At 70.0% G+C, this 24543-nt stretch carries 25 protein-coding genes and 1 pseudogene; 18 read left to right on the top strand and 8 right to left on the bottom strand.

Annotation, left to right across the window (positions count from 1 at the left end):
• The first annotated feature begins 857 nt into the window (after window positions 1-857).
• Both AMK26_RS14245 and AMK26_RS36655 read left to right on the top strand, forming a co-directional pair.
• A complete protein-coding gene (locus AMK26_RS14245; protein ID WP_143608523.1) occupies window positions 858-1079 on the top strand; it encodes a hypothetical protein in 222 nt (73 codons plus the stop codon).
• 295 nt (window positions 1080-1374) lie between these two features.
• Window positions 1375-1566 carry a hypothetical protein gene (locus AMK26_RS36655; RefSeq protein ID WP_143608520.1) on the top strand — a complete coding sequence of 64 codons (192 nt, stop codon included), beginning with the start codon at window positions 1375-1377 and terminating at the stop codon, window positions 1564-1566.
• Between the two features lie 225 nt (window positions 1567-1791).
• Here AMK26_RS36655 and AMK26_RS14240 read toward each other — a convergent pair whose 3' ends face one another.
• Complete coding sequence (locus AMK26_RS14240; protein ID WP_073754989.1) at window positions 1792-2325, bottom strand: MarR family winged helix-turn-helix transcriptional regulator; 534 nt, start codon at window positions 2323-2325, stop codon at window positions 1792-1794.
• A gap of 71 nt (window positions 2326-2396) precedes the next feature.
• Window positions 2397-3455, bottom strand: a complete 1059-nt coding sequence (locus AMK26_RS14235; RefSeq protein ID WP_073755502.1) for a PP2C family protein-serine/threonine phosphatase — start codon at window positions 3453-3455, stop codon at window positions 2397-2399.
• Window positions 3456-3620: 165 nt separating this feature from the next.
• Between AMK26_RS14235 and AMK26_RS14230 the strand changes: the two genes are divergently transcribed.
• The 14 genes and pseudogenes from AMK26_RS14230 to AMK26_RS14170 all read left to right on the top strand — a co-directional run bounded on the left by AMK26_RS14230 (window position 3621) and on the right by AMK26_RS14170 (window position 13752).
• Window positions 3621-4118 (top strand): nitroreductase/quinone reductase family protein, encoded by a 498-nt coding sequence (locus AMK26_RS14230; RefSeq protein WP_073754988.1) that lies wholly within the window; start codon window positions 3621-3623, stop codon window positions 4116-4118.
• A 108-nt stretch (window positions 4119-4226) separates the two neighbouring features.
• Entirely contained in the window at window positions 4227-4916 is a 690-nt protein-coding gene (locus AMK26_RS14225; protein WP_241837890.1) for a DUF4142 domain-containing protein, read from the top strand.
• A gap of 15 nt (window positions 4917-4931) precedes the next feature.
• Window positions 4932-5345, top strand: a pseudogene (locus AMK26_RS38540) (hypothetical protein); the annotation flags it as partial.
• Window positions 5346-5372: 27 nt separating this feature from the next.
• The gene (locus AMK26_RS14220; RefSeq protein WP_241837889.1) at window positions 5373-5777 is read left to right on the top strand and encodes a transposase; all 405 of its coding nucleotides are present in this window, start codon (window positions 5373-5375) and stop codon (window positions 5775-5777) included.
• Window positions 5778-6290: 513 nt separating this feature from the next.
• Window positions 6291-6506, top strand: a complete 216-nt coding sequence (locus AMK26_RS36975; protein WP_158071116.1) for a hypothetical protein — start codon at window positions 6291-6293, stop codon at window positions 6504-6506.
• Window positions 6506-6775 carry a hypothetical protein gene (locus AMK26_RS36970; RefSeq protein WP_158071115.1) on the top strand — a complete coding sequence of 90 codons (270 nt, stop codon included), beginning with the start codon at window positions 6506-6508 and terminating at the stop codon, window positions 6773-6775. Before AMK26_RS36975 ends, AMK26_RS36970 begins: the two co-directional genes overlap by 1 nt.
• A gap of 278 nt (window positions 6776-7053) precedes the next feature.
• On the top strand, window positions 7054-8430 hold the full coding sequence (gene pcaDC, locus AMK26_RS14205; RefSeq protein WP_073754985.1) for a bifunctional 3-oxoadipate enol-lactonase/4-carboxymuconolactone decarboxylase PcaDC: 1377 nt from the start codon (window positions 7054-7056) through the stop codon (window positions 8428-8430).
• 15 nt (window positions 8431-8445) lie between these two features.
• Entirely contained in the window at window positions 8446-9078 is a 633-nt protein-coding gene (locus AMK26_RS14200) for an MBL fold metallo-hydrolase (RefSeq protein ID WP_073754984.1), read from the top strand.
• Window positions 9079-9135: 57 nt separating this feature from the next.
• Complete coding sequence (locus AMK26_RS14195) at window positions 9136-9915, top strand: exodeoxyribonuclease III (RefSeq protein ID WP_073754983.1); 780 nt, start codon at window positions 9136-9138, stop codon at window positions 9913-9915.
• 56 nt (window positions 9916-9971) lie between these two features.
• Window positions 9972-10403, top strand: a complete 432-nt coding sequence (locus AMK26_RS14190; RefSeq protein ID WP_073754982.1) for a DUF6278 family protein — start codon at window positions 9972-9974, stop codon at window positions 10401-10403.
• Window positions 10404-10536: 133 nt separating this feature from the next.
• Window positions 10537-11280, top strand: coding sequence for an amino acid ABC transporter ATP-binding protein (locus AMK26_RS14185; RefSeq protein ID WP_073754981.1), 744 nt, complete (start codon window positions 10537-10539; stop codon window positions 11278-11280).
• An 18-nt stretch (window positions 11281-11298) separates the two neighbouring features.
• Window positions 11299-12231, top strand: coding sequence for a glutamate ABC transporter substrate-binding protein (locus AMK26_RS14180; RefSeq protein WP_073754980.1), 933 nt, complete (start codon window positions 11299-11301; stop codon window positions 12229-12231).
• 10 nt (window positions 12232-12241) lie between these two features.
• Window positions 12242-12886 carry an amino acid ABC transporter permease gene (locus tag AMK26_RS14175; RefSeq protein ID WP_073754979.1) on the top strand — a complete coding sequence of 215 codons (645 nt, stop codon included), beginning with the start codon at window positions 12242-12244 and terminating at the stop codon, window positions 12884-12886.
• A complete protein-coding gene (locus AMK26_RS14170; RefSeq protein WP_073754978.1) occupies window positions 12883-13752 on the top strand; it encodes an amino acid ABC transporter permease in 870 nt (289 codons plus the stop codon). Before AMK26_RS14175 ends, AMK26_RS14170 begins: the two co-directional genes overlap by 4 nt.
• 76 nt (window positions 13753-13828) lie before the next feature.
• On the opposite strand, the gene AMK26_RS14165 is transcribed toward AMK26_RS14170, so the two are convergent.
• The 3 genes from AMK26_RS14165 to AMK26_RS14155 all read right to left on the bottom strand — a co-directional run bounded on the left by AMK26_RS14165 (window position 13829) and on the right by AMK26_RS14155 (window position 17561).
• Window positions 13829-15433 (bottom strand): alpha/beta fold hydrolase, encoded by a 1605-nt coding sequence (locus AMK26_RS14165; RefSeq protein WP_198944063.1) that lies wholly within the window; start codon window positions 15431-15433, stop codon window positions 13829-13831.
• A gap of 103 nt (window positions 15434-15536) precedes the next feature.
• Entirely contained in the window at window positions 15537-16721 is a 1185-nt protein-coding gene (locus AMK26_RS14160) for a L,D-transpeptidase (protein ID WP_073754976.1), read from the bottom strand.
• Window positions 16722-16835: 114 nt separating this feature from the next.
• Window positions 16836-17561: a hypothetical protein gene (locus tag AMK26_RS14155; protein WP_073754975.1), complete on the bottom strand. Its 726-nt coding sequence runs from the start codon at window positions 17559-17561 to the stop codon at window positions 16836-16838.
• 105 nt (window positions 17562-17666) lie between these two features.
• Between AMK26_RS14155 and ggt the strand changes: the two genes are divergently transcribed.
• Together ggt and AMK26_RS14145 are read left to right on the top strand one after the other, a co-directional pair.
• Window positions 17667-19472, top strand: a complete 1806-nt coding sequence (ggt, locus tag AMK26_RS14150; protein WP_073754974.1) for a gamma-glutamyltransferase — start codon at window positions 17667-17669, stop codon at window positions 19470-19472.
• Between the two features lie 100 nt (window positions 19473-19572).
• Complete coding sequence (locus AMK26_RS14145) at window positions 19573-20613, top strand: LacI family DNA-binding transcriptional regulator (RefSeq protein ID WP_073754973.1); 1041 nt, start codon at window positions 19573-19575, stop codon at window positions 20611-20613.
• Between the two features lie 227 nt (window positions 20614-20840).
• On the opposite strand, the gene AMK26_RS14140 is transcribed toward AMK26_RS14145, so the two are convergent.
• Genes AMK26_RS14140 through AMK26_RS14130 form a run of 3 tightly spaced genes read right to left on the bottom strand, consistent with a single transcriptional unit; the run spans window position 20841 to window position 24240 of the window.
• Entirely contained in the window at window positions 20841-21551 is a 711-nt protein-coding gene (locus tag AMK26_RS14140) for a sulfite exporter TauE/SafE family protein (RefSeq protein WP_073755500.1), read from the bottom strand.
• Window positions 21548-22933 carry an amidohydrolase family protein gene (locus AMK26_RS14135; RefSeq protein WP_073754972.1) on the bottom strand — a complete coding sequence of 462 codons (1386 nt, stop codon included), beginning with the start codon at window positions 22931-22933 and terminating at the stop codon, window positions 21548-21550. Before AMK26_RS14135 ends, AMK26_RS14140 begins: the two co-directional genes overlap by 4 nt.
• Window positions 22930-24240: a uracil-xanthine permease family protein gene (locus tag AMK26_RS14130; RefSeq protein WP_073755499.1), complete on the bottom strand. Its 1311-nt coding sequence runs from the start codon at window positions 24238-24240 to the stop codon at window positions 22930-22932. The genes AMK26_RS14135 and AMK26_RS14130 overlap by 4 nt, the downstream gene beginning before the upstream one ends.
• Between the last annotated feature and the right edge of the window lie 303 nt (window positions 24241-24543).

The raw sequence follows: 24543 nt of genomic DNA, 5'->3' as shown, positions 1-24543 counted from the left end.
GCCACCGGGCTTGCGGTGCCGGAGTGCATGCAGGGGCTGATCGAATGCCGCGGCGGCATCCCGGTCCACCTGCCGTCGACGCGTAAGCCGCAGCCGAGCAGCAACGACGGCAACCGCGCGTGCCGCTGCGGTAAGCGCCCTCCGCTCGTCGACAGCAACGGCAAGCCCACCGGTCTCCACACCAGCGGCGGAACCGGTGGCCGCCGCAACATCACCGTGCCGGCCACGCCCGCCCCGGCCGGCTGGCTGCCGCAAGCGCCTCCGAACCCTGGCCCGCCCCCGAAGCCGGAACCGAAGAAGGGCTGGTTCGACCAAGTTCTTGATGTGGTTGGTGTCGGCACGGAGACCAACACCATGGGAGTCTGTCTGAGCGGCTCCGGCGGTGCTGTGGTGATGGGGACACTGGAAGTGTGCTTCCTTGCCGGTAAAAACTCTCACGACGAGTGGGACTTCGGTGCGAGTCTGTCGCCTGCGCTGTCCGGAGTGGGAGCGGGCTTTTCTGGCGATGCCACTGTCCTGACGAGCAACGCGGACAAGCTGAACCAGCTCCGAGGATGGGGCTGGGACAAGGAAGTCTCGGGCCACTACATTGTCGGAGCGGTCGTGAACCACGAGAGCTCGTTCAACCTCGACGGATCCTGGGTGAGGAACGACAAGGGTGAGCCCGTCTGGGGTCTTCAGACCGGAGGAGGGGTCGGCATGGAGGGCGGCGTCGAGTCAGGTATCAACTACACCTGGGGATGTTCCTGGAACCTGGGATGTAGTTGAGTCTTGAGCATCGGCTTCGACCCGCCCACCGAAGTGTGCGGGCCGAAGCCGGCGCGTCAATGTGGTTAATGACGAAAGGGACGTGCGAGATGAGGGTCATCCCTCTGCTCATCGGCATCGGTTGCCTGATGTTTTCCTTGGCGATGGTAAAAAATCATCGCGGTTTTGCCGACCGGATGCTGGAGTCGCGCATCAACCTCGCCCCGGGTGAGGCAAACACCGCTTTGGTGTTCCGTGTGGTGAGCTACTTTTTCGTGGTGATCGGGGTATTGGCCACCTCATTCGGCGTAGTGTTTCTCATCTTCTCATGATGGCGGCCGTCGTCACGGGGTTTCATGTGGTATTCGGGTCGGTATGCCTCGTTGCCGGGATCGCTGTTGCGGCGCGTCCGAGGAGAGTTCGCCTGCTAAGAATGGCCGGATTTCTGTGGATCGTGATCGGCCTGCTGGTGCTGATGTTCGGGCTGGCTCGGTTGTAGTCGGGGGCAGCACGACATCCGAATGCGGGCGGTTCGGCGGCTGTCGGACCAGTTGGCGGGACCGGCTTCCGTTGCCCACGACCGGGGCGCTGGGTTCTGATGGATGATGATCTGGAGCGGATAGGGACGTGGCTTACGCCGCAAACGACCCTGAGGGCAAGAAGATCTTGGGCTTGATCGTCGGGATTGTAGCCGCCAAAAGCTACAACTGCTACGCGTCTTTCATGGACCCACGGAATGCAACGGTAACCACCATCCGCCTGGTCGACGTATTCGTGACCCTGCTGGGGATGGGATGGGTGAGTGCATCGTTCCCCTGACTTGGACGCCATCCGCAAAGGGAGGCTCCGGCTGGGTCGCAGGCTCATTCTCCACGCGATAGCCAGCCGCTCACGGGATTCGCATGGGCGCCGGAGCTACTTTCCTTCGGCGCCCATGCGGTGGGCCGGAAGGTTCGGGCAGCCAAGAAGGCTGGACGTGGTAAGAGGTCTTCCGCGTGGGAGGGTGCTTCGAGTAATACAGAGGAAGTGGGCCGGAGTAGCCGCTCACTCGTCCCGGCCTGTGGGAATATCCGCCCAGCCGAGCGGATGAAGCGGCCCCCTTTCACCCGCCTCCACGGGCGGCTCGCCGCCTGCCTCGGTGAACGCGGTGAGCGCGTCGATCAATGCGGAGCGTTGTTCGGGTGCCAGGCGCTCCACGATCGTGGCGATCTCCTGCCGGCGTTTGGATGTGACGTGCTCAACGAGCCGACGGCCCTCGTCAGTAAGCTGCAAGACGGTTTCGCGACGGTTGGCGGGGTTGATCTGTCGGTCCGCGAGTCCCGCCGCGATCAGCCGGTCGATCATGCGCATCGCGGTCGATGGATTGACTCCAAGCCGGTCGGCGAGTACCACCAGCTTGGCCGAGCCGTGTGTGGACAGGACGACCAGCAGACGGAACTGGGCCAGCGTCACCCGGTCTTCGACGGCGGCCAGAGAGCGCGCTGAGACCGCAACCAGCAGGCGTGATGCGGTCAGGACCGCACGGGTCACCGCATCGACGTCGTCAATGCCCTGCGGGGGCTGCGTTCGCTCGGCCATGCCCCCATTTCTACCGTGTCTCTGTCGTGACGCTGCGTCCGCCCCCGCGGCGGGACGGCCCGACTTCGGTATCAGCCCTCCTGGTACCTCAACAACAGCATGGCAGCGTCGTCCTGCAAAGGTCCCTGGACGTGCGCAACCAAGTCGGTGCGCAACCTCTCAAGCGCCGTCTCCGGGTCCGGTGCCATGAGCAGTAGAGCCCGCTCCGTCAGCGGGTAGAAGCGATCCCTGCGGTCCCTGGCTTCCGTGACGCCGTCGGTGTAGAACAGCATCTGGTCACCGGTGGCGAGGTCCGTTTCGTACGGCTCCGGTCGCTGCGTGCCCAGTACGCCGAGACCGAGGGGCAGCGCGTTGCGGGGCGGTTCGGCGAGGCGCACCGTTCCGTCCAGGCGTACCACCACGGGTGACGGATGTCCGTAGTTCAGCAAGGTGACGCGTCCGTCATCGCCCACTTCGGCCAGCGCGGCGGTCACGAACTTCTCGCCGTACAGCTCCCGATCGGCGGCCCGCTCGAGCCGGAGGCCAATGCTTCGCAGATCCGGTTCGTCGTGGGCGGCCTCTCTGAAGACACCCAGCACCACGGCCGCCGTCTCGACCGCCTCCAGGCCCTTTCCCTGAACGTCTCCGACGATCACCCGGACGCCCGAGGGGGAGGCTACGACCTCGTACAGGTCCCCCCCGATGCGGGCACCCGCAAGCGCCGAGTTGTACGACACCGCCACGCGCAGACGGCCAGCCCTGCATGGCACGGGCCGCAGCAGTACCCGCTGGGCCACCTCCGCGATCGCCCGTACACCGGCAAACTCGGCTTCCCGCCGCTGCCGCATGATCGCGGCAAGCAGACCGGCTCCCGTCACTCCGGCCACCGAGGCAAGCGCGGTGAAGCCCCGGCGTCCGGGGAGTAGCCCGTCGTACCACGCGAGTCCGAGGCAGAGGAACAGCGCGAGACCACCGATGACTGCCGTTCGTCTCCACCCGCCGACCAGTCCCGCGAAGGCCGGCCCCAAGGACACCAGTGGCAGGAAACCGACCGCGGGTCCAGCGGTGACGTCGATGACCGCGACCAGCGCCATGACCATGTACGGCATCACCGGCAGCAGGGAAGAACGCCGCAGCGCCGCTTCGGCCAAGACCGCACCCCCGATCTGAACTGCTGTGCCCGTCACTTCCCCAGCCGCCTGGCACTTCGTCGCAGACGACCCAGAACTTTAGCCTATGCAAAACTTTCCGGGCCGAAGCATCCTTCCACTGCCTGTTACCGAACCGCAGTCGACCAGCACATAAAGGCACGAGCTATGACACCACCGCGTACCGAGCCGCACCGTTCCAAGCCTCTGGCCGGATGGCGCAATCGGCTCCACAGGGCGCCCCTACACCTGTATCGGATCGGCCTGGGATCGCTCTTCGGCAGGCACCTGCTGCTCATGTATGCACACCGCACGAGCGGGGTGACGCGGAAGGCCGTGCTGGAAGTCGTTGCGCACGACCCTCAGGTCCCTGCGTGGACGATGGCATCCCGCGTCGACCCCACCGCCGAGTGGTACCGCGATCTGCGCATGACGCCCAAAGTCACCATCCAGTTCGGCAGTCGCTACCACGCCGTCACGGCGCATTTCGTACCGACCGCTGAAGGCGACCGGATCATGGCCCGTTACGCCATGGCACGCCCCCGACTGACCAAACGCCTCTGCGTCTTCATGGGGTTGCTCGACGATTCCATGGAGGAAATGCGTGGGACGGACGCGTCCGTGCTCTTCGTGCGCCTGTGCGGCCCTGGGCGAGAAGGCCATTGAACATCTCGGCGCAGGCATCCGTACCTCCTGCTGCGCGCCGTGCCAGCCGCGACAACAGCTTCCGGGCGATATGAACGAACAGCTCTCCAAGTCAGAGAAGGAGGCATCATGCGCCCGAGCCGAAAGGCAATCCGGCCCCTGACCGCAATGCGAACGGTGGCGATCGTCGTAGCGATCTGTGCCGCCGTCACCACACTGTTGATCTCCGTACGAAGCGGCGGTGGCGAAGCCTCGGCCAGCCCGGCGGCCGCAGGAATGGCGCACCACGGCAGCAGCCACTCCGACACCACCGGAACCCAAGGCACACCCAGCGGACCCCAGGCTGTGACCGACGTGGACCGCACCTTCCTCGTCAAGGTCCGGCAGGCGGGACTATGGGAAATTCCCGCGGGACGGCTGGCTCAGACGCACGCCTCGAGCGAGTCGGTCAAGCGCGCCGGCCTCCACTTGATCGACGGGCACAGCAAGCTGGACCAACTTGTCCGCGAAGATGCCAGGATCCTCGGCGTCGCCCTGCCAGACCAGGCCACCGAGGAGCAGCAGGGTTTCGTCCGGCAACTGGAGAACGCCCGCGGAGCCGAGTTCGACCGCCTCTTCGCCAACCTGCTCCGCGCCTCACACGGCAAGATCTTCGCCACCATCGGAGAAGTACGAGCCGCGACACAGAACGACCTCATCCGTCGGCACGCTCGCCAGGCCAACCAGACTGTCCTGGACCACATGGAGGTCCTGGAGGACACAGGACTCGTCGACGTCGAAACCTTCCAGGAGGTCGAGGCGGCCGTGACCTCGGCCTAGGCAATTCGGGGACAGGTGGTGAGGCGCGCCGAAACCGCACCCTGGACTCCTCCTTTGCATTGTGCAATCCTCTTCGGCGAGGAGGGCTCCGGCGTATGGCCGGCTCCTGCCCGGGAGCTCGGCGCTGGCACGGTGACGCAGCTCGACACGGCACCCCCGGCCCATCACCGAAGCCTTCCTCGCCAACGGCCAACACTCAGTCAAGTCGGCCACTGTCCGACGTCAGTAGGGAGAAACGCACCACCGCGGCGGCACGGCTGCGGCACGCTGCCCGTCGCGATCGTACGCGTTGACGCGCGATGCATCGCGAACGGCGCCGTGTGCCCGGCCTGCGGGGTCTGGTCGAACCGGATTCATGGTTCTTACCTGCGGTTTCCCGCTGATGTCCCGAGCGGTGGACGCAGTGTTGTTCTTCAGCTGAGGGTCCGTCGGTTTGCCTGCGGGAACTCGGGGTGCGTGCGTCGTACCTTCGTCGAGCAGATACCCGGACTGACGCGCCGACACAGTCAGCGAACCGAGCGGCTGCGCTTGTCCCTGGCCGCGATCGGTCTGGCCCTCGCGGGCCGGACCGGAGCCCGCATCGCCCGCGTCCTCGGGATGTCCGTCAGTCGCAGCACGGTGCTCCGGCTGGTCGATGCTCCTCCCGAGCCAGAGGTGGCCGCCCCGCGTGTGGTCGGCGTCGACGAGTACGCCACCCCCAAGGGCCGCCACTACGGAACCGTCCTCGTCGACATCGAGACCCGCCGCTCCATCGACCTGCTGCCCGACCGGGAGGCATCCAGCATCGCGGCCTGGCTCGCCGACCGGCCAGGCGTTGGCAACCAGGGGAACTCCACGCTAACGGGTTGGCTCCCTGGCTGAGGCTGGCCGAAGACGCTGTCGGGCCAACCCGATGCGGCGCGCAACATAGCCGACGATCGCCGGTTAGCCAAACCGGCGATCGTCGCGACCGTTGAGTGAGTTCCATTCGGCTGCGCTTGGCGGTGGAGCCGAAGGGAGCTCGATCAGTTGTGTCCATTGACAGAAGTCAACGCGGCTTCATGTCTGCCTTTCGGAGGAGTTGCAACCCAATGGAAGAGTCGAGATGCGGGCTTCATCACCCGTTCTTGGCTTTCATTATCAGCACTAGAACCAGCAGCAGCTCCCGCGTCTGTGGCCACTTCGACCGCTTCGAAGAATTGGAAGACTAACGTGCCGGAACCGGTCAAGAAGCTGCCCGGAAGCGAAGACGGAATATGCGCGTATCACCAGCAAACGCCACGAAGGCACCTTCGTTCCGCCCAACAAGGTCACCGTGAATGAGTGGCTTGACCAGTGGCTTGCGATGAAGGCCGAGGATTTGGAGCCCACGACGATTGGATGCGATGGGCGCACATGAGCCTGGCCAGGTTGAAGGACGCCCTGAACCGGGCCGTCACGCGCCGCCTGTTGACCGTGAATGTGGCGAGCGAAGTGCACATTCCGCTGAAGGCACGCAAGGCGGAGCGGAAGACGAAGGCGGTCGTCATGCCGTGGAATGCCACGGAGGTGGGTGCTTTCATCACTGCGATGAAGGGGACCGCCTGTACGCGCCGCTGTTGCTGTCCCTGATGGGGCTCCGTCCGGCGGAGGTCTGCGGCATACAGTGGTCGGACATCGACCTGGGGGCAGCCACGCTCAGCGTCGCCAACACGCGGACCCTGATGGGTAACCGCACCGTGGTGGAGAAGGACACCAAGAGCATGGCGGGCGAACGCGTGCTGCCGCTTCCGGCACTCGTGCGTGAGGCGCTGAGGGCGTTCCGGGCTACGCAGGCGAGGCAGGAGAAGGGTACGAGAGCGGCGGATACGTGCTCGTGGATGAACTCGGCGCGGCGCTGAACGGTCGGCAGCTCCGGGTGCGGGCCTACAAGATCATGGACGGAAACGGCCTTCGTAGGGTCCGTCTGTACGATGCTCGGGCGTCGTGCTTGACCTACCTGGCGAACAACGGGGTGCCAGATCACCTGCTTGCCATGTGGGCCGGGCACACCAGCGTGAAGACGACGAAGAAGTGGTACGTGAAGCCGGACGTGGCGGACCTGCTTCCAGCAGCGGAGGCATGGGGAGGTCTCGCAGGGGGGCGTGTGACAGATCGTGACAGACAAAGGTGTGAACCCGTGAGCGAGACCAAGATCGATACGCTTCAATACCGCTTTGACGGGCCAGAAGACGCCCCAGTCCTGATCTTGGGTCCCTCGCTGGGTACCACGTGGCACATGTGGGACCGGCAGATACCCGAGCTCGTCCGGCAGTGGCGGGTCATCCGTTTCGACCTGCCCGGCCACGGCGGCGCCCCCGCGCACCCCGCGACCTCCGTCGCCGAGCTCACCGACCGGCTGCTGGCCACCCTCGACGAACTCGGCGTTCAGCGCTTCGGGTACGCCGGCTGCTCCATCGGCGGCGCCATCGGCACCGACCTGGCACTGCGCGCCCCGCACCGGCTCGCCTCGCTCGCCCTGATCGCGTCGTCGCCCCGCTTCGGCACCGCCGACGAGTTCCGCCAGCGTGGCGTGATCGTCCGCACCAACGGCCTCGACCCGATGGCCCGCACCGCGCCCGAGCGCTGGTTCACGCCCGGTTTCGCCGCCGCCCAGCCCGCCATCGTCGAGTGGGCCGTGCAGATGGTCCGCACGACCGACGCCGGCTGCTACGTCGGCGCGTGCGAGGCGCTCGCCGCCTTCGACGTACGTGCCGACCTGGGCCGTGTGGGCGTCCCCACCCTCGTCCTGGTGGGCTCCGAGGACCGCGTCACCGGTCCCGCCGAGGCCCGCCACCTGGTGGCCGGCATCCCCGACGCCCGTCTCGCCGTGGTGCCCGGCGCGTCGCACCTCGCGCCCGTGGAGCAGCCCGCGGCGGTCACCGACCTGCTGGTACGGCACTTCTCCACGTCGTGGCAGGCTGTGGCCGATTCGACGACGGGCATGACGGCCCTCGCGGCGCCGCCCGTGATCCCGGCCCTCGCCGCCCCGGCCGCCCCGGCCGCCCCGGCCGCCGCGCACCCCGCACCACCGGTCGCCGTCCCGCCCGCCGACGCCGCCGCGCCCGTACCGCCCGGTGCCGTACCGCCCGGCGCGGTCGCGTCCGCCTCGACCGCACCCGTCCCGGACGGGCGGCCCGACCCGTACGACGCGGGGATGAAGGTACGGCGGGAGGTCTTGGGCGACGCCCATGTCGACCGGGCCATGGCCGGCGCCGACGACTTCACCGGCGACTTCCAGGAGCTGATCACCCGCTACGCCTGGGGCGAGGTGTGGACCCGCGACGGCCTGGACCGCCGGATGCGCAGCGCCGTCACCCTGACCGCGCTGGTCGCCGGCGGTCACCTGGACGAGCTGGCCTTCCACACCCGCGCCGCCCTCCGCAACGGCCTGTCGCCCGCCGAGATCAAGGAGGTGCTCCTCCAGACGGCGATCTATTGCGGCGTCCCGGCCGCGAACGCGGCGTTCAAGGTCGCCCAGCAGGTGATCCTGGAGGAGACCACCCCCGAGGTGTAGGGAGAGGATGCCCTGATGAAGCTGACCAAGAAGTCCCACGCGTGCGTGCGGCTGGAGAAGGACGGGCGGACGCTCGTCGTCGATCCCGGAGGGTTCAGCGAGCAGGACGCGGCGCTCGGCGCCGACGCCGTCCTGGTCACCCACGAGCACCCCGACCACTTCGACGAGGGCCGGCTCAGGGCAGCCCTGGAGGCCAACCCGGCCGCCGCGATCTGGACGCTGCGCAGCGTCGCGGAGCGGATCTCGGCGGCCTTCCCCGGCCGGGTCCACACGGTGGGCCACGGCGACACCTTCACCGCGGCCGGGTTCGAGGTCCAGGTGCACGGCGAGCTGCACGCCGTGATCCACCCGGACATCCCCCGGATCACCAACATCGGCTTCCTGGTCGACGGGTCCGTCTTCCACCCCGGCGACGCGCTCACCGTCCCCGACCACCCCGTCGAGACGCTGATGCTCCCGGTGATGGCCCCCTGGAGCAAGATCTCCGAGGTCATCGACTACGTACGCGAGGTGAAGCCGCGGCGCGCCATCGACATCCACGACGCACTGCTCACCGACCTCGCCCGGCCGATCTACGACCGTCAGATCGGCGGCCTGGGCGGCACGGACCACGGCCGGCTGGCGCCCGGGGACGCCACGGAGCTCTGACGGCCGGCCCTCGGACAACGGGGCCGGCTGTCAGAGGCCCCCGTTAGGCTGTGGGCCATGCGCATCGCCACCTGGAACGTCAATTCGATCACCGCCCGCCTGCCCCGGCTGCTGGCCTGGCTGGAGAGCAGCGGCACGGACGTGCTGTGCGTCCAGGAGACCAAGTGCACCGCCGACCAGTTCCCCACCGATGAGCTGCGCGAGCTCGGCTACGAGTCGTCGGTGCACGCCACCGGCCGGTGGAACGGCGTGGCCCTGGTCTCCCGGGTAGGCCTGGAGGACGTCGTCCACGGCCTGCCGGGCGGGCCCGAGTACGAGGGCGTGGCCGAGCCGCGGGCCATCTCCGCGACCTGTGGCCCGGCCCGCGTCTGGTCGGTGTACGTGCCGAACGGCCGTGAGGTGGCCCACGAGCACTACGCCTACAAGCTGCGCTGGCTGGAGGCGCTCAAGGGCGCGGTCGCCGAGGACGCGGCGGGCCCCCGACCCTTCGCGGTGCTCGGCGACTTCAATATCGCGCCGACCGACGACGACGTCTTCGACCGGGCCATCTTCGAGGGCTCCACGCACGTCACGGAGCCCGAGCGGGCCGCGCTCGCGGGGCTGCGGGACACCGGGCTCACCGACGTGGTGCCGCGCCCGCTGAAGTACGACCACCCGTTCACGTACTGGGACTACCGCCAGCTGTGCTTCCCCAAGAACCGGGGCATGCGCATCGACCTGGTGTACGGCAACAAGCCGTTCGCCGACGCGGTCAAGGACGCTTACGTCGACCGCGAGGAGCGCAAGGGCAAGGGCGCCTCCGACCACGCCCCGGTCGTCGTCGACCTCGAGGTGTAGCGCTGTAGCGCGCGCCCTGTAGTGCGCCCGGCGGGTTCAGTGCGACGCTGGGCGGTATGAACATCCCTTTCCTGGACGCCTGGCGTAAACGGCACGGCGGGGGGCACGCCGCCTCCGCGGTGGAGCGCGACCCGGAGGGCGTGGCCGACATGCTCGCCGAGTGTGACCTGCTGCGCTCCCGGGTGCAGGAGTTCGGGGTCCAACTGGACGACACCCCCCGGTCCTTGGAGGCCATCGACCAGCTCCTGCCGCGCTGGCGCGACGACCCCGAGGAACTGCCCTGGCTGGGCAACGACGCCGGCCTGTACCTCGGTACGGTCATCGTACGGACGGTGCCGGGTGCGCACTGGCACCTGACGCCGGGCGGCCACCCCGTCGTGCGGCTGGTCTCCGGCCGGGAGATCCATGTCGTCGAGGCCGGTCTGGACTGGGCGATCAGCGGTTCTCCGGAGCTTTCCCAGGTGTACGCGGAGGCCGCCGAGGGTTAGCGGCATGGGCGTACCGGTTGGGGTGGTTATACGGCTTATGCCGCCTTTATGCGTGTCGAGGGTGTGAAGTCCCTTTTTGGGCTGGATAGTTTGCGCTGACCTCGACACAGCTGAGAATGGGGCAGGGCAGCGTATGGCCGTCGATCCGTTGATCGAGCTGCGTGGCGTCAACAAGTACTACGGGAGCTTGCACGTCCTTCAGGACATCACCCTCACCGTCGGCCGCGGAGAGGTCGTGGTCGTCATCGGCCCCTCCGGATCGGGCAAGTCGACGCTCTGCCGGGCGGTCAACCGGCTGGAGGCCATCGAGTCCGGGCGGATCCTCATCGACGGGCAGGATCTTCCCGAGGAGGGGAAGGCCCTGGCCAGGCTGCGTGCCGATGTCGGCATGGTCTTCCAGTCGTTCAACCTCTTCGCCCACAAGACCGTGCTGGAGAACGTCTCCCTGGCCCCCGTCAAGGTCCGGGGGCGCAAGAGGGAGGACGCCGACCGGCGCTCCCGTGAGCTGCTGGACCGCGTCGGCCTCGCCGACCAGGCCGAGAAGTACCCCGCCCAGCTCTCCGGCGGCCAGCAGCAGCGCGTGGCCATCGCCCGCGCCCTCGCCATGGACCCCAAGGCCCTCCTCTTCGACGAGCCCACCTCGGCCCTGGACCCCGAGATGATCAACGAGGTGCTGGAGGTCATGCAGCAGCTCGCCCGGGACGGCATGACCATGGCCGTCGTCACCCATGAGATGGGCTTCGCCCGCTCGGCCGCCAACCGCGTCGTCTTCATGTCCGACGGCCGCGTCATCGAGGACCGCACCCCCGAGGACTTCTTCACCAACCCGCGCAGCGAGCGCGCCAAGGACTTCCTCTCCAAGATCCTCAAGCACTGACAGGGGGTGCCCGGAACGATGAACCGTACAGACGGTACGCGGACGAGACGCGCTCTGGCCGCCTTCGCCCTGGCCCTGGCCATCACCCTCACCGCCGGCGCCTGCGGCAAGGACGGCAGCCCGCCCGTCAAGGGCCCACAACCCGAGAAACTCCCCAGGTACCGGGTGGCGACCGGCTTCCGGCTGCCGGACTCACCGACCTGGAACCGCGCCGAGCGGCGCGGCCATCTGATCGTCGGCGCCAAGGAGGACCAGCCGTACCTCGGTGAGAAGGACCCCGCCGGCGGCCGCTACTCCGGCTTCGACATCGAGATCGCCAGGATGACCGCCGCCCACCTCGGCTTCGACCCGGCGGCCATCGTCTTCCGCACCATCGCCTCCGCCAACCGTGAGACCGCCCTGCAGAACGGCCAGATCGACTACTACGTCGGCACCTACACCATCAACGACAACCGCAAGAAGCTCGTCGGCTTCGCCGGCCCCTACTACCTGGCCGGTCAGTCCCTCCTCGTCCGCGCCGACGAGGAGGACATCAAGGGCCCCCAGGACCTGGCCGGCAAGCGGGTCTGCTCGGCCGCCGGCTCCACACCCTTCCAGCGGATCGAGGCCGAGTACCCGCGGGCCGACCTCGTCGCGTACGACACCTACTCCATCTGCGTGGACAACCTGCTCACCTACCAGGTCGACGCCGTCACCACCGACGACACCATCCTGCTCGGGTACGCGGCCAAGGTCCCCGAGGAACTCCAGGTCGTCGGTACGCCCTTCTCCAGGGAGCCGTACGGAATCGGCGTCCCCCGCCCCGACAACGCGCTGCGCTTCGCCATCGACGACGCCATCGAGGCCAACGAGAAGAACGGCAACTGGAAGAAGGCGTACGACGCGACCCTCGGCCTGTCCGGCGTACCCGCCCCGGAGCCGCCCGCCATCGTCCGCTACCCGGCGAGCTGAGGAGCCGGCCATGAACGTACTGACAGACAACTGGTCGCTCTACGGCAAGGGCTTCCTCGGCACCGTCGAGCTCACCGTCTACTCTTCCCTCCTCGCCCTAGCCCTCGGCTTCCTCATGGCGTCGTTCCGCGTCGCCCCCGTCGGCTCGCTGCGCGCCTTCGGCACCGTATGGGTGACCGTGCTGCGCAACACCCCGCTCACCCTGCTCTTCTTCGCCGTCCTGCTCGGCCTGCCGCGCTTCGGCCTCGTCCTGCCCTTCACGCTCTTCGCGGTGCTCGCGCTCGGCTGCTACACCTCCGCGTTCGTCTGCGAGGCACTGCGCTCCGGCATCAACACCGTCCCCAAGGGGCAGGGCGAGGCGGCCCGCAGCCTCGGCATGACCTTCAGCCAGACCCTCGGCGCCGTCGTCCTGCCCCAGGCGTTCCGCGGCGTCATCCCGCCGGTCGGCTCCACGCTCATCGCCCTCGCCAAGAACTCCGCCATCGCCGGGGCGTTCAGCGTCACCGAGCTGCTGGGCACCTACAAGACCCTCAACGAGCTGGGCTACAGCATCATCTGGACCTTCATCTGGATCGCCCTGGGCTACCTGATCATCACCCTCACCATCAGCGCCGTCTTCAACATCATGGAGAAGCGCTGGGGAGTCGCCCGATGACAAGCGCAACCGCTCTGTACGACATCCCGGGCCCCCGGACCCGGCAACGGCACCTCACGTACGGCATCCTGTCGACCGTCCTCATCGTGGCGCTGGTCGGCTGGGTCCTCCACCTCCTGTTCGACACCGACCAGTTCACCTACGCCAAGTGGAACCCCTTCGCCTACGAGGGCATCCAGGAACTGCTGCTGCGCGGGCTCGGCAACACCCTCAAGGCGTTCGCCTGCGCCGCGGTCCTCTCGCTCGCGCTCGGCGCCGTCCTCGCCACCGGACGCCTGTCCGAGCACCGGGTCTTCCGGTGGGCGGCGACCCTGGTCGTCGAGTTCTTCCGCGCCATGCCCGTCCTGGTGATGATCTTCTTCATCTTCGTGGCGCTGAAGGTGCACCCGCTGCCCGCCCTGGTCGCCGGACTGACGCTCTACAACGGCTCGGTGCTCGCCGAGGTGTTCCGGGCGGGCGTCAACTCGGTCGAGCGCGGGCAGCGGGAGGCGGCGTACTCGCTGGGCATGCGCAAGACGCAGGTCATGACGTACGTCCTGGTCCCCCAGGGGGTCCGCGCCATGCTCCCGGCGATCATCAGCCAGCTGGTGGTCGCCCTGAAGGACACGTCACTGGGCTTCCTCATCACCTACGAGGAGTTCCTCCACGCGGGCAAGCTGATCGCGTCGAACCTCGACTACGATCTGCCGTTCATCCCCGTGGTGCTGGTGATCTCACCGATCTACATCGGGATGTGCATGCTGCTCTCCTGGTTCGCCACCTGGGTGGCCAGGAGACAGCGGCGCAGTCCCAAGACCGAGGCCGTGGATGTCGCACCGGCCGAACAAGGGACGCTGCTGCCGGGGGGTCCCTCCGCACCGGGATAGACGCGGAGGGAACGCGGCGGCGAGTCGGGGTGCCGACGGACCCGATGGGCCAGCCCCGCCCGGCAGCGGCCGGAGATCACTTCTCGCGCAGCGGGACCGACACGTATGACGGGTCGGACGACGGCGAGGAGAAGGTCAGCCGCGCGCCGGACGGGTTGTGCTCGATGTACAGCGGGTCGACGGTGTCGACGACCAGGGCGAGCCGGTGGCCGGCCGGGACGTCGTAGGCGGTGGAGAACAGCTCCAGGTCCACGGCGAACGGCCGGCCCGGCGTCTTGCCGTGGAAGGTGTACGGCGCGTTGCTGACCAGCTTGCCCACGCCGAGCGGGCCCACGTCGTAGAGGTACGCGACGAGGGTGCCGCTCGACTCCGTGCTGGTGACCGTGGTGTGCAGCTTCGCCGTCCCCCGGACGCGCTGGGCGGTGTCGTACCGCTCGGACTGCCAGACGGCCGCGAAGGACCTGGGGAGCAGCGGGATGGAGGCCATGGGCGGCAGTTTGAGGAACTGGTCCAGGGCGTTGGAGAGCATGATGATGCCGCCGTTGGCGCCCGAGTCGACGTTCGCGTACACCGTCTCCGTGTCGGCGAGGGCGATCTTGCGCTCGTTCGCGCCGACCGACTTCCAGTCGGGGTAGCCCTCGTAGCCGCCGGTCGAGCGGGACTTCAGCTGGACCGGCTGCTCGCGGTCGATGCCGTTGTCGACGCCCTTGAGGTGGTGGTCGAACCAGCGGTGGGCGTTGGTCCAGGTGTCGTTGGGCAGGCCGAGCAGGCCGGTCGCCTCCGCGGTGGCGTGGTCGCCGGGCCGGAACTCCAGGCGCTTGGGGCCGGTGAGTTTCTCGTAGAAGGAGGCGTACTGGTTGGGCGGGAAGATGGTGTCGCCCCAGGCGTTGCCGAGCATGATCGCGGCGCCGTTGGCGTTGATCTTCTCCAGTGCGAAGGCGGGGGAGCGCTTGGCGCCCCACGCGATCATCTCCTCCTCCTTGTCGAGGTTGGAGGCGAGGAAGTCCTTGAGGGTCTGCTGGAGTTCGGGGCTGGGGCGGCCGGTGAGGTAGCCGGTGCCGCCGAGCATCGCGGCGGCCTGGAGGTGCTGCGTACGGCCGCTGTAGATGGAGTCGATGAGGTCGGCCCAGCCGCTCATGGCCACCACGGCCTTGACGCGCTTGTCGTGTCCGGCGGCGAGCAGGCTGATGCCCGCGCCGTAGCTGACGCCCGCCATGCCGATCCGCTCCGGGTCGGCGGGGGTGTGGGCCAGCGCCCAGTCGATGACCTTGGAGGCGTCGGCGATGTCCGGCGGGCCGGCGACCTCGATGTTCCCGCCGGACTGCCAGAAGCCGCGGGAGTTGTAGCTGACCACCACGTAACCGGCGTCGGCGAGCTTCCGCGCCTGGGCGAGGTACTCGATCTGCGGCATCGACCAGCTGGTGGGCAGCACGATGACCGGGTAGCGGCGGGTTCCGTCGGAGTCCGCCGGGGTGATGACGTTGGCCTTCAGTACGGTGCCGCCGTCGCCGGCGATGTCGACGAACCGTATGCCGGCGGCCGTGTCGGTGGCGGTCGTGCCGGTGGCGGCGGCGCCGGGGGCGACCCCCAGGGCCGTCCCGGCCAGCAGGGCGGCCGAGACGGCGCCGGTCGTCGTCGTACGCAGGGCTGTGTGCCGCTTTCCCACGGTTCGTTCCCCCATCGTTGGTCAACGCTTGAAAGGTGAACCGAAGGAAAACACGGGTGGCTTACTGGAGGTAACCCGTCGGTAAGTTACGCGCTGGTAACGATTATTGGACGTCGTGTCAACGCAGGGCGCTCTTCGCCTGCCAGTCCGCCCAGGGCAGGTTCCACTCGCCGTACCCGTTGTTCGGCGCCTGCGTGCCCTTGGCGTCGGCGCCCTCCACCTCGAACGGGTCGCCCACCTGCACCTGGTCGTACACCCACCGGGCGTCCGGGGTGTCCATGCCGATGCAGCCGGAGCTCCGGTTGGCGCTGCCCATGTAGGCGGCGTTCCAGGGCGCCGCGTGCGCGTACATCCCGGACCAGGTCAGCCGCATCGAGTAGTCGACCATCTTGTCGTACGCGTCGCCCAGGCCGACAGTCTCGGAGCGCATGTTGATCGTGCCCTCCTTCGACATCAGCACGGTCTTCCCCCGCCACGACGCCTTGTCGCCGCCCGGTGTGCCCCCCGATACCGGGACGTCCTTGACCTCCTGGCCGTCCCGTACCAGCTTCAGCCGGTGGTTGTCGAGATCGACCTTGACCAGCTGGTTCTTCCCTATGGTCACGTTGGTCGTGTAGTCGCGGACGAACCAGCCGCCGTCGCTCCCCGAGTCGATGCCGTTCAGCTCGGCCCGCAGGGTGACCTTGGTGCCCGGCTTCCAGTACTCCCTGGGCCGCCAGTCGACCCGGTCCTTGCCCGACCAGTCCTCCATCCAGCCCCAGGAGCCGACCGTGTTGTTCGAGGTCGTCACCTTCAAGTGCTTCTCCACCTCGGCCCTGTTCTTCACCGGGTGGTCGAACACGATCGACAGGGGGTGGGCGATGCCGACCGTGGTGTTCTTGCCGGGCGCCAGCGTCAGCTTGTTCACCTTGTCCGGTGCGGCCGTGGCGAAGCCCGCCTTGGCGGTCCCGCCCTCCGTGTCGCGCGCCTCGACGGTGTAAGCGGTGCCAGGGGCGGCCTTGCGGGCGGAGGTCCACGTCCTGCCGTCGGCGGAGACGGCGCCCTCCAGCGTGGTGCCCCTGGAGTCGGTCACGGTGACCTGCTGGAGCCTGCCCTCCGCGAGGGTCACCCGGACCGGCTCGCCGGCCTCGGCCTGCTTCCCTGAGAGGTTCACCGAGATCCGCGTGTCCGGCTCGGCGTCCTTCCCGTCGGCCTTCGCGGTGCCCGAACCGCCCGAACACGCGGTCAGGGCGGCCGCGGCGAGGACCGCGGTGCCGGCCAGGGCGGCGGTGCGGAAGGGGCTGCGCGGGCGTGTGCGGGTCACCTGGAAACCTCCGATGGGATGGGGCCTTACGTCCCTGGGGGAGAGGGCGATCGGAGGCCGTGGGTTGCCTGACGAGTGCCGGAAATTTCCGGCCGTGCCCGGATGTGACGCGCTCTAACCGGCTTCGGGCGCGGCCGTCCGGGCCGTACGCGTCACATCCGCGACCAATTCGACGACGTCGGGACCGTACGCCTGCGAATTGACCACCTTCAGCAGCAGCACGAAGGAACCGTCGGGTCCGTACGTCCGCGCCAGCTTCTCGTGGTGCCGGACCAGGTAGCGGGTGGCCGCCTGGTTGGTTATCGCGCGCTGACCGCAGAAGAGGAAGACGGGCCGGGCGCCCTCACCGGCGGTGAGCCGGGCGAGGATGACGTACTCGGACGTGCCCGCGTCCAGCGGATGGACCTCGGAGCCGATCGTGAAGGCGCCGCGTTCCGGACGCGGCTCCACCCCCACGTCGACCTTCACGCCGGGAAGGAGGGTGGCCAGGTGCGCGGCCATACGCCTGTTCGAGTACGGCCCGCCGAGGCAGAACTCGGTACGTTCGCCGAAGCCCTGCTGCGCCACGTCGTGCGGCACGATGCGGGCGTGGGCGCCGCAGTCCTTGATGAGGGCGGCCAGTTCGAGCAGCGCGAACACGTCGAAGCGGCGGACGGCGCCGTCGCTGCCCGAGTCGCGGTTGACGACGAGCAGGCACTCCGCGTTCCCCGGCAACCCGAAGAAGGCCTGCTTGCGGCGGAGCTTGCGGCGCCACAGCGCGGTGCGGGCGATCCAGCCGAGCGACGCGCTGACCCCGGTGGCGACCACGCCGAGCGCGATGTTGAGCAGGTCTTCATACATGGGCGCGCATGGTAGCGGGGGGAGCACAACGTTGTTCGAGATGGTCCTGGCGAGGGGCTGCCGGCGAAGTTAGGCTGCGCGGACGGTCGTTGACTGGAGGCACGGATGCGTCGGTCCCACGTACGTAACGTCTCGCTCGCCGCTGTCGCCGCCACGGTCCTCTCGGCCGGGGCCGCGGCGCCACCCACGGAACGGACGACACCCGTCAAGGAACCGGTCGCGGTCGGCTACGGCGGCGCCGTCGCGAGCGTGGACCCCGACGCCTCGGCCGCCGGTATCGAGGTACTGCGGCGCGGCGGAAACGCCGTGGACGCGGCGGTCGCCACGGCCGCGGCGCTCGGCGTCACCGAGCCGTACTCGGCGGGCATCGGCGGCGGTGGCTACTTCGTGTACTACGACGCCAGGACGCGCAAGGTGCACACCGTCGACGGCCGCGAGACGGCCCCCCTCTCCGCGGACGCGTCGCTCTTCCTCGGCGAGGACGGCAAGCCCCTGCCCTTCGCGGAGGCCATGACCAGCGGACTGAGCGTCGGCACCCCCGGGACCCCCGCCACCTGGGACACCGCCCTCGACGCATGGGGCAGCAAGTCGCTGCGGGACCTGCTCAAGCCGGCCGAGCGGCTGGCGCGGGACGGGTTCGTGGTCGACGCCACGTTCCGGTCGCAGACCGCCGCCAACGAGGCCCGATTCCGGGACTTCCCCGACTCGGCGGAGCTGTTCCTGCCGGGCGGGCACCTGCCCGTCGTCGGGTCGGTCTTCAAGAACCCGGACCTCGCGCGTACGTACGAGAAGCTGGGCCGCCACGGTGTGGCGGCCCTGTACAAGGGCGAGCTGGCCCGCGACATCGTCCGCACGGTGCAGGACCCGCCGGTCCGGGAAGGCGCCACCCGCACCGTCCGCCCCGGCGACCTGACGGAGCGTGACCTGGCGGGGTACGAGACGGAGCGGCGCAAGCCCACGAAGGTGTCGTACCGCGGCCTGGACGTCTACGGCATGGCGCCCTCCTCGTCGGGCGGCACGACCGTGGGCGAGGCGCTCAACATCCTGGAGGGCACCGACCTGTCGTCCCTGTCCAAGGCGCAGTACCTGCACCGGTTCATCGAGGCGAGCCGGATCGCGTTCGCCGACCGGGGCCGGTGGGTCGGCGATCCGGCCTTCGAGGACGTCCCGGTCAAGGGCCTGCTGTCGCAGCGCTTCGCCGACTCGCGCGCCTGCCTGATCCGCGACGACGCCGTCCTCACCAGCCCGCTCGCCCCCGGCGACCCACGCCATCCGCAGCCGTGCGCGGCGGGCGGCAAGGCCGCGCCGACGACGTACGAGGGTGAGAACACCACGCACCTGACGGCCTCCGACACGTGGGGCAACGTCGTCGCGTACACGCTGACCATCGAGTCGACGGGCGGCAGCGGCATCACCGTGCCGGACCGGGGCTTCCTGCTCAACAACGAGCTGACCGACTTCTCCTTCGCCCCGGCTGACCCGGCGGTCCACGACCCGAACCTCCCGGGCCCCGGCAAACGCCCCCGCTCCTCCATGTCGCCCACCATCGTCCTGGACCACCACGCCCGCCCCGTCCTGGCCGTGGGCTCCCCGGGCGGCGCCACCATCATCACGACGGTCCTCCAGACCCTGACCGGCGTCCTGGACCGCGGCCTCCCGCTCGTCGAGGCGATCGCCGCCCCCCGCGCCAGCCAGCGCAACCAGCCGACCACGGAACTCGAACCGGCGCTCTACGACAGCCCGTTGCGCACCGAGCTGGAAGCCCTGGGCCACGCGTTCCGCCAGAACCCCGAAATCGGCGCCGCGACCGGCGTCCAACGCCTCCCGGACGGCCGCTGGCTCGCCGCCGCCGAGAAGACCCGCCGGGGCGGCGGCTCGGCGATGGTGGTCCACCCGGCCGGAACGCCGTAGCCCCTCGCACCAGGGACGCGCCTTCCGGCCGCCGGGGCCGGTCGGCGAAGATGGGGCTGTCAGCAGCAGCACGAGCAGCGAGCGAGGAGCGTCCACGCAGATGGCCACTTCCGGTGCCGGAGCCCGGCCGCCCACGATCGCCGACGTGGCGCGGGCCGCGTCGGTGTCGCGGACGACCGTCTCGCACGCCTTGAACGGGATCGGCAAGGTCGACCCCCGGACGCGGGAGCGCATCAAGAAGGTCGCCGCCGAGCTCGGCTATCGGCCCAACCTGCGGGCGCAGCGGCTGCGGCGCGGCGAGGCCAAGGCCATCGCGCTGGCCTCCTCCATGCCGTTCGCGGTGGCCGGCGGGCCGTCGCGGCTCGGGTTCTACATGGAGGTCGCCGCCGCGGCCGCCGAGCGGGCCCTGCTGCACGGGTACGCGCTCGTGCTCGTACCGCCCGTGCAGTCCGGTTCGGCGCTGTACTCGGTGGACATCGACGGCGCCATCGTCGTCGAGCCCGACCGGGACGACGCCGCCGTGGCGCAGCTCCACGAGCGCGGACTGCCGTACGTGGCGCTCGGGCGCCCCATGGCGGAAGGGGACGACGCCCCGTACGTCGACCTGCGCGGCGGACTCGTCGTCGACCTGCTGCTCGCCCACCTGCGCGAGCAGGGCGCCCAGCGCCCGGCGCTGCTCATCGGCGCCGGGTCCCGGCACTCCGCCGTCGACGCCCGCGTCGCGTACGAGCGCGCCGCCGCCGAGCACGGCTGGGCGCCGGTCGTCGCCACGGCACCCGAACAGGGCGGCGAGCAGGCCGGGTACGACACCTGCGCCGCCCTGCTCGCCGACCACCCGGACACCGACGCCGTCTGCGCGCTGGTGGACGCGTTCGCGGTCGGCGCCGTCCGGGCGATCCGGGACAGCGGCCGCCGGATCCCGGACGACATCATGGTCGTCACCCGGTACGACGGGCTGCGCGCCCGCACCTGCGAGCCACCGCTCACCGCCGTCGACCTGCACCTGGACCGGGCCGCCGCCGACGCCGTCGAGCTGCTGCTCGGCCGGCTGCGCGGCGAGCCGACCGCGCCCCTGACCACCGCGCCAGATCCGTGCGTCGTGCCCCGGGCCTCGTCACTGCGGGCCACGGCACCGGCGTGAGCCCGCCCCGGACCGGCCCGCACCCGGCGTACGACCGGGGTGGGCCGTGCAGGGTCGCCCCCGCAGAGGTCGGCGGCGACACTTGGGCTCCCGTTGCGATGTACCCAAGGCCGCCGGCCTCGAGGAGGTGAGCCCGGAGGGGCCACGCCCCACCACCCACCGGCAGGCGCCGCAGGGCCGGCAGGGCGCGGCCGCCCGCAGGGGCCAGGGCGCGGTCGCCCGCGTCGTCACAGGCCCAGCATCAGCCCCGCCCCCGAGACGAGCGCGAAGAGCAGCACGAACAGCCGCATCCGCCGCGCGTCGAGCCGCTGGTGCACCAGCCGGCTCAGCAGCGCCCCCGCGGCCAGGGCAGGCAGCAGCGCGGCCGCCCACCCCAGCTGGGCCGCGCTGCCCTGACCCGTGGCGAACAACAGGGCCAGCGAGGCCACTTCGCCGACGAGGAAGCAGACGGCGACCGTGGCGCGCAGTTCCGCGGGCGGCCGGTGCTGGTACACCAGCGCCAGCGGCGGGCCCCCCACGCCGGTCGCCGTCTCCGTGAGCCCGGTGACCAGCCCCGCGCCCAGATACGCGGCCCGCCCCGGCGTGAACGCGGGCGCGGCCAGGCTCACCACCGCGGCCAGCACGGTCGCCACGCCCACGAACAGGCCGAGCCGCCGATCGGGGATCACCCACAGCAGCACCAGCCCGCCCGGGGTGGCCGCGAGCCGCGCCGCCGTGATCCAGCCCGCGCCCCGCAGGTCCAGCGCGGCACGCTCGCGCCACGCGACGTACAGGTTGAGCGGGATCATCGACGCCAGCACGAACACGGGCACCAACTGCGGGTCCAGCAGCCCCGCCACGGGCGCGACGATCAGGGCGAAGCCCAGACCGCTCGCGCCCTGCACGAACGCCGCGACGGCGACCGTGACGGCGAGGACGACGATCGTCTCCGTACTCACGAGCAGGCCGCCCACGCATCGGTGGACCTCGGGTGGACGCGGGTCACCGGCGCCCGCAGCATCACCTCCTGGGCCAGCTCGGCCGCCCGCCGCACCAGCGCCCGGCCGTCCCAGCCGGTCGGCCACCCGCGCCACAGGCGCAGCCGGCCGGCCACGAACACGGCGCTGATCTGGTCACGGTTGCCGCGCCGTACCAGCTCCCAGGGCAGGTCCCAGGACAGCGCCGTCTCCGGCGCCGACACGTCGACGAGCAGGAAGTCCGCGGCGGCGCCCTCGGCGACCCGGCCCGTACGGGCGCCGAGCCCGACCGCGTCCGCGCCGCCCCGGGCGGCCCGGTCCAGCCACGTCCAGCCGGCGCCGCACGACGAGTCGCCGGTGGCCAGCCCGTACGCGAGGCGCTGCGCGGACTCGGCGGCGTCGGCCAGCCGGAACGCGTCGCCCCGCGTCCCGTCCGTGCCCAGCCCGAACCGCACCCCGCGCTCCGCCAGCGTCGTCGCGGGAGCGACGGCGTTGCCCTTCCAGGCGCTGGCCACGGGGTTGTAGCTGACGGCCGCCCCGCTGTCGGCGAGCAGGGTGACCTCCCGGGGCGTGACCAGGGTGGCGTGCGCGGCCAGCAACTGCGGCCCCAGGGCGCCGATTTCGTACAGGTACTCCAGCGGCCGCAGCCCGTGCTGGACCAGGGAGCGTTCCACGCCGGCCAGGTGCTCGTTGACGTGGATCTGGACGACCGCGCCCGCCTCGGCGGCCATACGCGCGGTGCGGCGCAGGGTGTCGGCGGTCGCGGCCTCCGGGACGGACACGGCGAGGGACGGGTGGATCAGCTCCTCGGCGCCGTACCGGGTCAGGTGCTTCTCGGCGGCCGCGAGCACCGTGTCGGTGTCCCCGTCCGCGTCGTTGCAGACCAGGCCGAGTACGCAGCGGATGCCGGCGTCCCGCGCGGCGGCGGCCACCAGCTCCACGTCCACGGGTGCGCGGGTGCCCGCCTCGGCGACCGTGGTGAACCCGCCGCGCAGCGATTCGAGGGCGGCCAGTTTCGCCGCCACGTACACCGCTTCCTCGTCCAGGGCCCCTTCGAGCGGCACCCATACCCGGCGGAAGATCTCCGACGGCTCCCCGAAGGCCAGCGCGGCGCCGAAGCTCTGCGTGAGGTGGTGGTGGGCGTCGACGAAGCCGGGCATCAGGACGTGCCCGGGCAGCCGGACGGGCGTGAGGTGCGGATGCTCCCGCGCCAGCCGTTCGGCCGGTCCGACCGCGCGGAAGGTGTCACCGGCGACGACGGCCGCGTAGTGGTCCCTCATCCCGTCGGGCGTCAGCACCGCGTCGGGGGCGAGGAGGAGTCCGTCGCCGTCGGGATGAAGGCGGTCGGGGGTCAGGTCGTTCATCGGTCACTTTCGGTACGGGTACGGGGCCGGGGCAGCTTGATGTGGTGGAACAGGACGTTCAGGACGGCAGCGGTGGTGGCGCCGACGGCCACGCCGCTCTCCAGGAGGATCCGGGCGTTGGGCGGGAAGCCGCCGTAGACGCCGGGGATGAGGATGGGCAGCAGGCCCAGGGCGAGGGCTACGGCGCAGATGAAGGTGTTGGTGTGGCGGTCCAGTTGCCCCGCCCGGCCGAGCATCTGCACGCCGAGCACCGTGATGACGGCGAAGACCACCATGGCCGTGCCGCCGACGACGGCCGACGGGATGACGCTGATCGCCCGGGTGATCGGGGCCAGGAAGCCGATGACGATCAGGACGACTCCGGCGGCGGCGGTGACGTACCGGCTGCGTACGCCGGTGACGCGGACGATGCCGATGTTCTCGCCGCTGGTGACCATCAGCGGCAGGCCGAAGAAGCCGCCGAAGAGGGAGGTGAGCGCGTCGCCCCGGATGGTCTTCGGTACGTCCTCGCGCTTGTCGATGTCCTTGCCCACCGCCTCCGCGTTGATCACCGTCTGGCCGGTGGCCTCCGCCATGGAGGCGAGGCTGTACAGCATCAGGGGCAGCGCGGCGAGCAGGCTGAACTCCGGCGAACCGAAGGGCAGGGCCTGGGGGAGGTTCAGCAGTCCGCCCTCGGTGGCCGTGGAGAAGTCGACGCCGCCGAGGAGGAAGGCGAGGACCGTACCGGCGATCAGGCCGAGCATGACGGCGAGTTGGCGCAGCACGCCCGTGAACAGCCAGTAGAACGCGACGGTGAAGCCGATCGTCGCCATGCCGAGGAGCAGGTTGGTGGGGTCGGCGAACCCGGGCGTGCCGGGCCGGCCGGTGACGAGCACGGCCCCGACCTTCACCAGGTTCACGCCGACGATCACGATCATCGTGCCGATGACCAGGGCGGGGAAGAACGCCAGCAGCCGGGAGAAGACGGGCAGCACGACGAAGTAGAACGCGGCGGTGATGATCACCGCTCCGGTGGCGGTCGGCAGACCGTGCTGCTCGGCGATGGCCAGGAACAGGATGAGCGGCGCGCCCCCGGGCAGCATCACGAACGGCAGCTTGGGCCCGAACTTCCACGGCCCGAGCGACTGGATCAGGGACCCGATCCCGGACAGGATGAACGCGGCCGAGAGCAGATCGACCGTCAGGCGGGGGTCGAGCTGGAGCGTGGCGCTCATCAGGAAGATCGCCGAGATGGGCGTCGCGGCCATGACCAGCACGTGCTGGAGCCCGAAGAGCAGGATCCGGCCGAGCGGCCGCGACTCGTCCACGGGATGGGGAGCCTGGGGAGGCGGGCCGCCGGGGCCGTGAGCCGCCTTGGCCTCCTCGGCCTGCTCGGCCTGCTGGGGGTCGGTGCCGGGGTCGGCCGGGGCGCCGGGGTGGAGCGCCGGGCCTGTTGTGCCGCGCGCCGGTCCGGAGCCCGGCGCGGTCAAGGACTCGGGCGGCGAGTCGGGCGACGGCGTGGGCGTGGGCGTGGACCCGGCTTCGGACGTGGGCGTGGGCGTGGGCGTGGACCCGGCTTCGGACGTGGACGTGGACGTGAGCTGGGCGTCGGGGGTCGGCGGGGCGCCCGG

Origin of the sequence: Streptomyces sp. CB03234 (assembly GCF_001905885.1) — a bacterium.
GTDB lineage: Bacteria > Actinomycetota > Actinomycetes > Streptomycetales > Streptomycetaceae > Streptomyces.
This window is presented reverse-complemented; position numbering and strand designations above follow the sequence as displayed.

What these genes read in the sequence shown, in the direction of transcription:
- AMK26_RS14165 (WP_198944063.1), bottom strand. Translation starts at nt 15,433, where the DNA reads ATGGGGGAACGAACCGTGGGAAAGCGGCACACAGCCCTGCGTACGACG.
- AMK26_RS14135 (WP_073754972.1), bottom strand. Translation starts at nt 22,933, where the DNA reads ATGAACGACCTGACCCCCGACCGCCTTCATCCCGACGGCGACGGACTC.
- AMK26_RS14180 (WP_073754980.1), top strand. Translation starts at nt 11,299, where the DNA reads ATGAACCGTACAGACGGTACGCGGACGAGACGCGCTCTGGCCGCCTTC.
- ggt (WP_073754974.1), top strand. Translation starts at nt 17,667, where the DNA reads ATGCGTCGGTCCCACGTACGTAACGTCTCGCTCGCCGCTGTCGCCGCC.
- AMK26_RS14190 (WP_073754982.1), top strand. Translation starts at nt 9,972, where the DNA reads ATGAACATCCCTTTCCTGGACGCCTGGCGTAAACGGCACGGCGGGGGG.
- AMK26_RS14145 (WP_073754973.1), top strand. Translation starts at nt 19,573, where the DNA reads ATGGCCACTTCCGGTGCCGGAGCCCGGCCGCCCACGATCGCCGACGTG.
- AMK26_RS14155 (WP_073754975.1), bottom strand. Translation starts at nt 17,561, where the DNA reads ATGTATGAAGACCTGCTCAACATCGCGCTCGGCGTGGTCGCCACCGGG.
- AMK26_RS36970 (WP_158071115.1), top strand. Translation starts at nt 6,506, where the DNA reads ATGGGGCTCCGTCCGGCGGAGGTCTGCGGCATACAGTGGTCGGACATC.
- AMK26_RS14200 (WP_073754984.1), top strand. Translation starts at nt 8,446, where the DNA reads ATGAAGCTGACCAAGAAGTCCCACGCGTGCGTGCGGCTGGAGAAGGAC.
- AMK26_RS14195 (WP_073754983.1), top strand. Translation starts at nt 9,136, where the DNA reads ATGCGCATCGCCACCTGGAACGTCAATTCGATCACCGCCCGCCTGCCC.
- AMK26_RS14185 (WP_073754981.1), top strand. Translation starts at nt 10,537, where the DNA reads ATGGCCGTCGATCCGTTGATCGAGCTGCGTGGCGTCAACAAGTACTAC.
- AMK26_RS14230 (WP_073754988.1), top strand. Translation starts at nt 3,621, where the DNA reads ATGACACCACCGCGTACCGAGCCGCACCGTTCCAAGCCTCTGGCCGGA.
- AMK26_RS14170 (WP_073754978.1), top strand. Translation starts at nt 12,883, where the DNA reads ATGACAAGCGCAACCGCTCTGTACGACATCCCGGGCCCCCGGACCCGG.
- AMK26_RS14175 (WP_073754979.1), top strand. Translation starts at nt 12,242, where the DNA reads ATGAACGTACTGACAGACAACTGGTCGCTCTACGGCAAGGGCTTCCTC.
- AMK26_RS14245 (WP_143608523.1), top strand. Translation starts at nt 858, where the DNA reads ATGAGGGTCATCCCTCTGCTCATCGGCATCGGTTGCCTGATGTTTTCC.
- AMK26_RS14240 (WP_073754989.1), bottom strand. Translation starts at nt 2,325, where the DNA reads ATGGCCGAGCGAACGCAGCCCCCGCAGGGCATTGACGACGTCGATGCG.
- AMK26_RS36975 (WP_158071116.1), top strand. Translation starts at nt 6,291, where the DNA reads ATGAGCCTGGCCAGGTTGAAGGACGCCCTGAACCGGGCCGTCACGCGC.
- AMK26_RS14225 (WP_241837890.1), top strand. Translation starts at nt 4,227, where the DNA reads ATGCGCCCGAGCCGAAAGGCAATCCGGCCCCTGACCGCAATGCGAACG.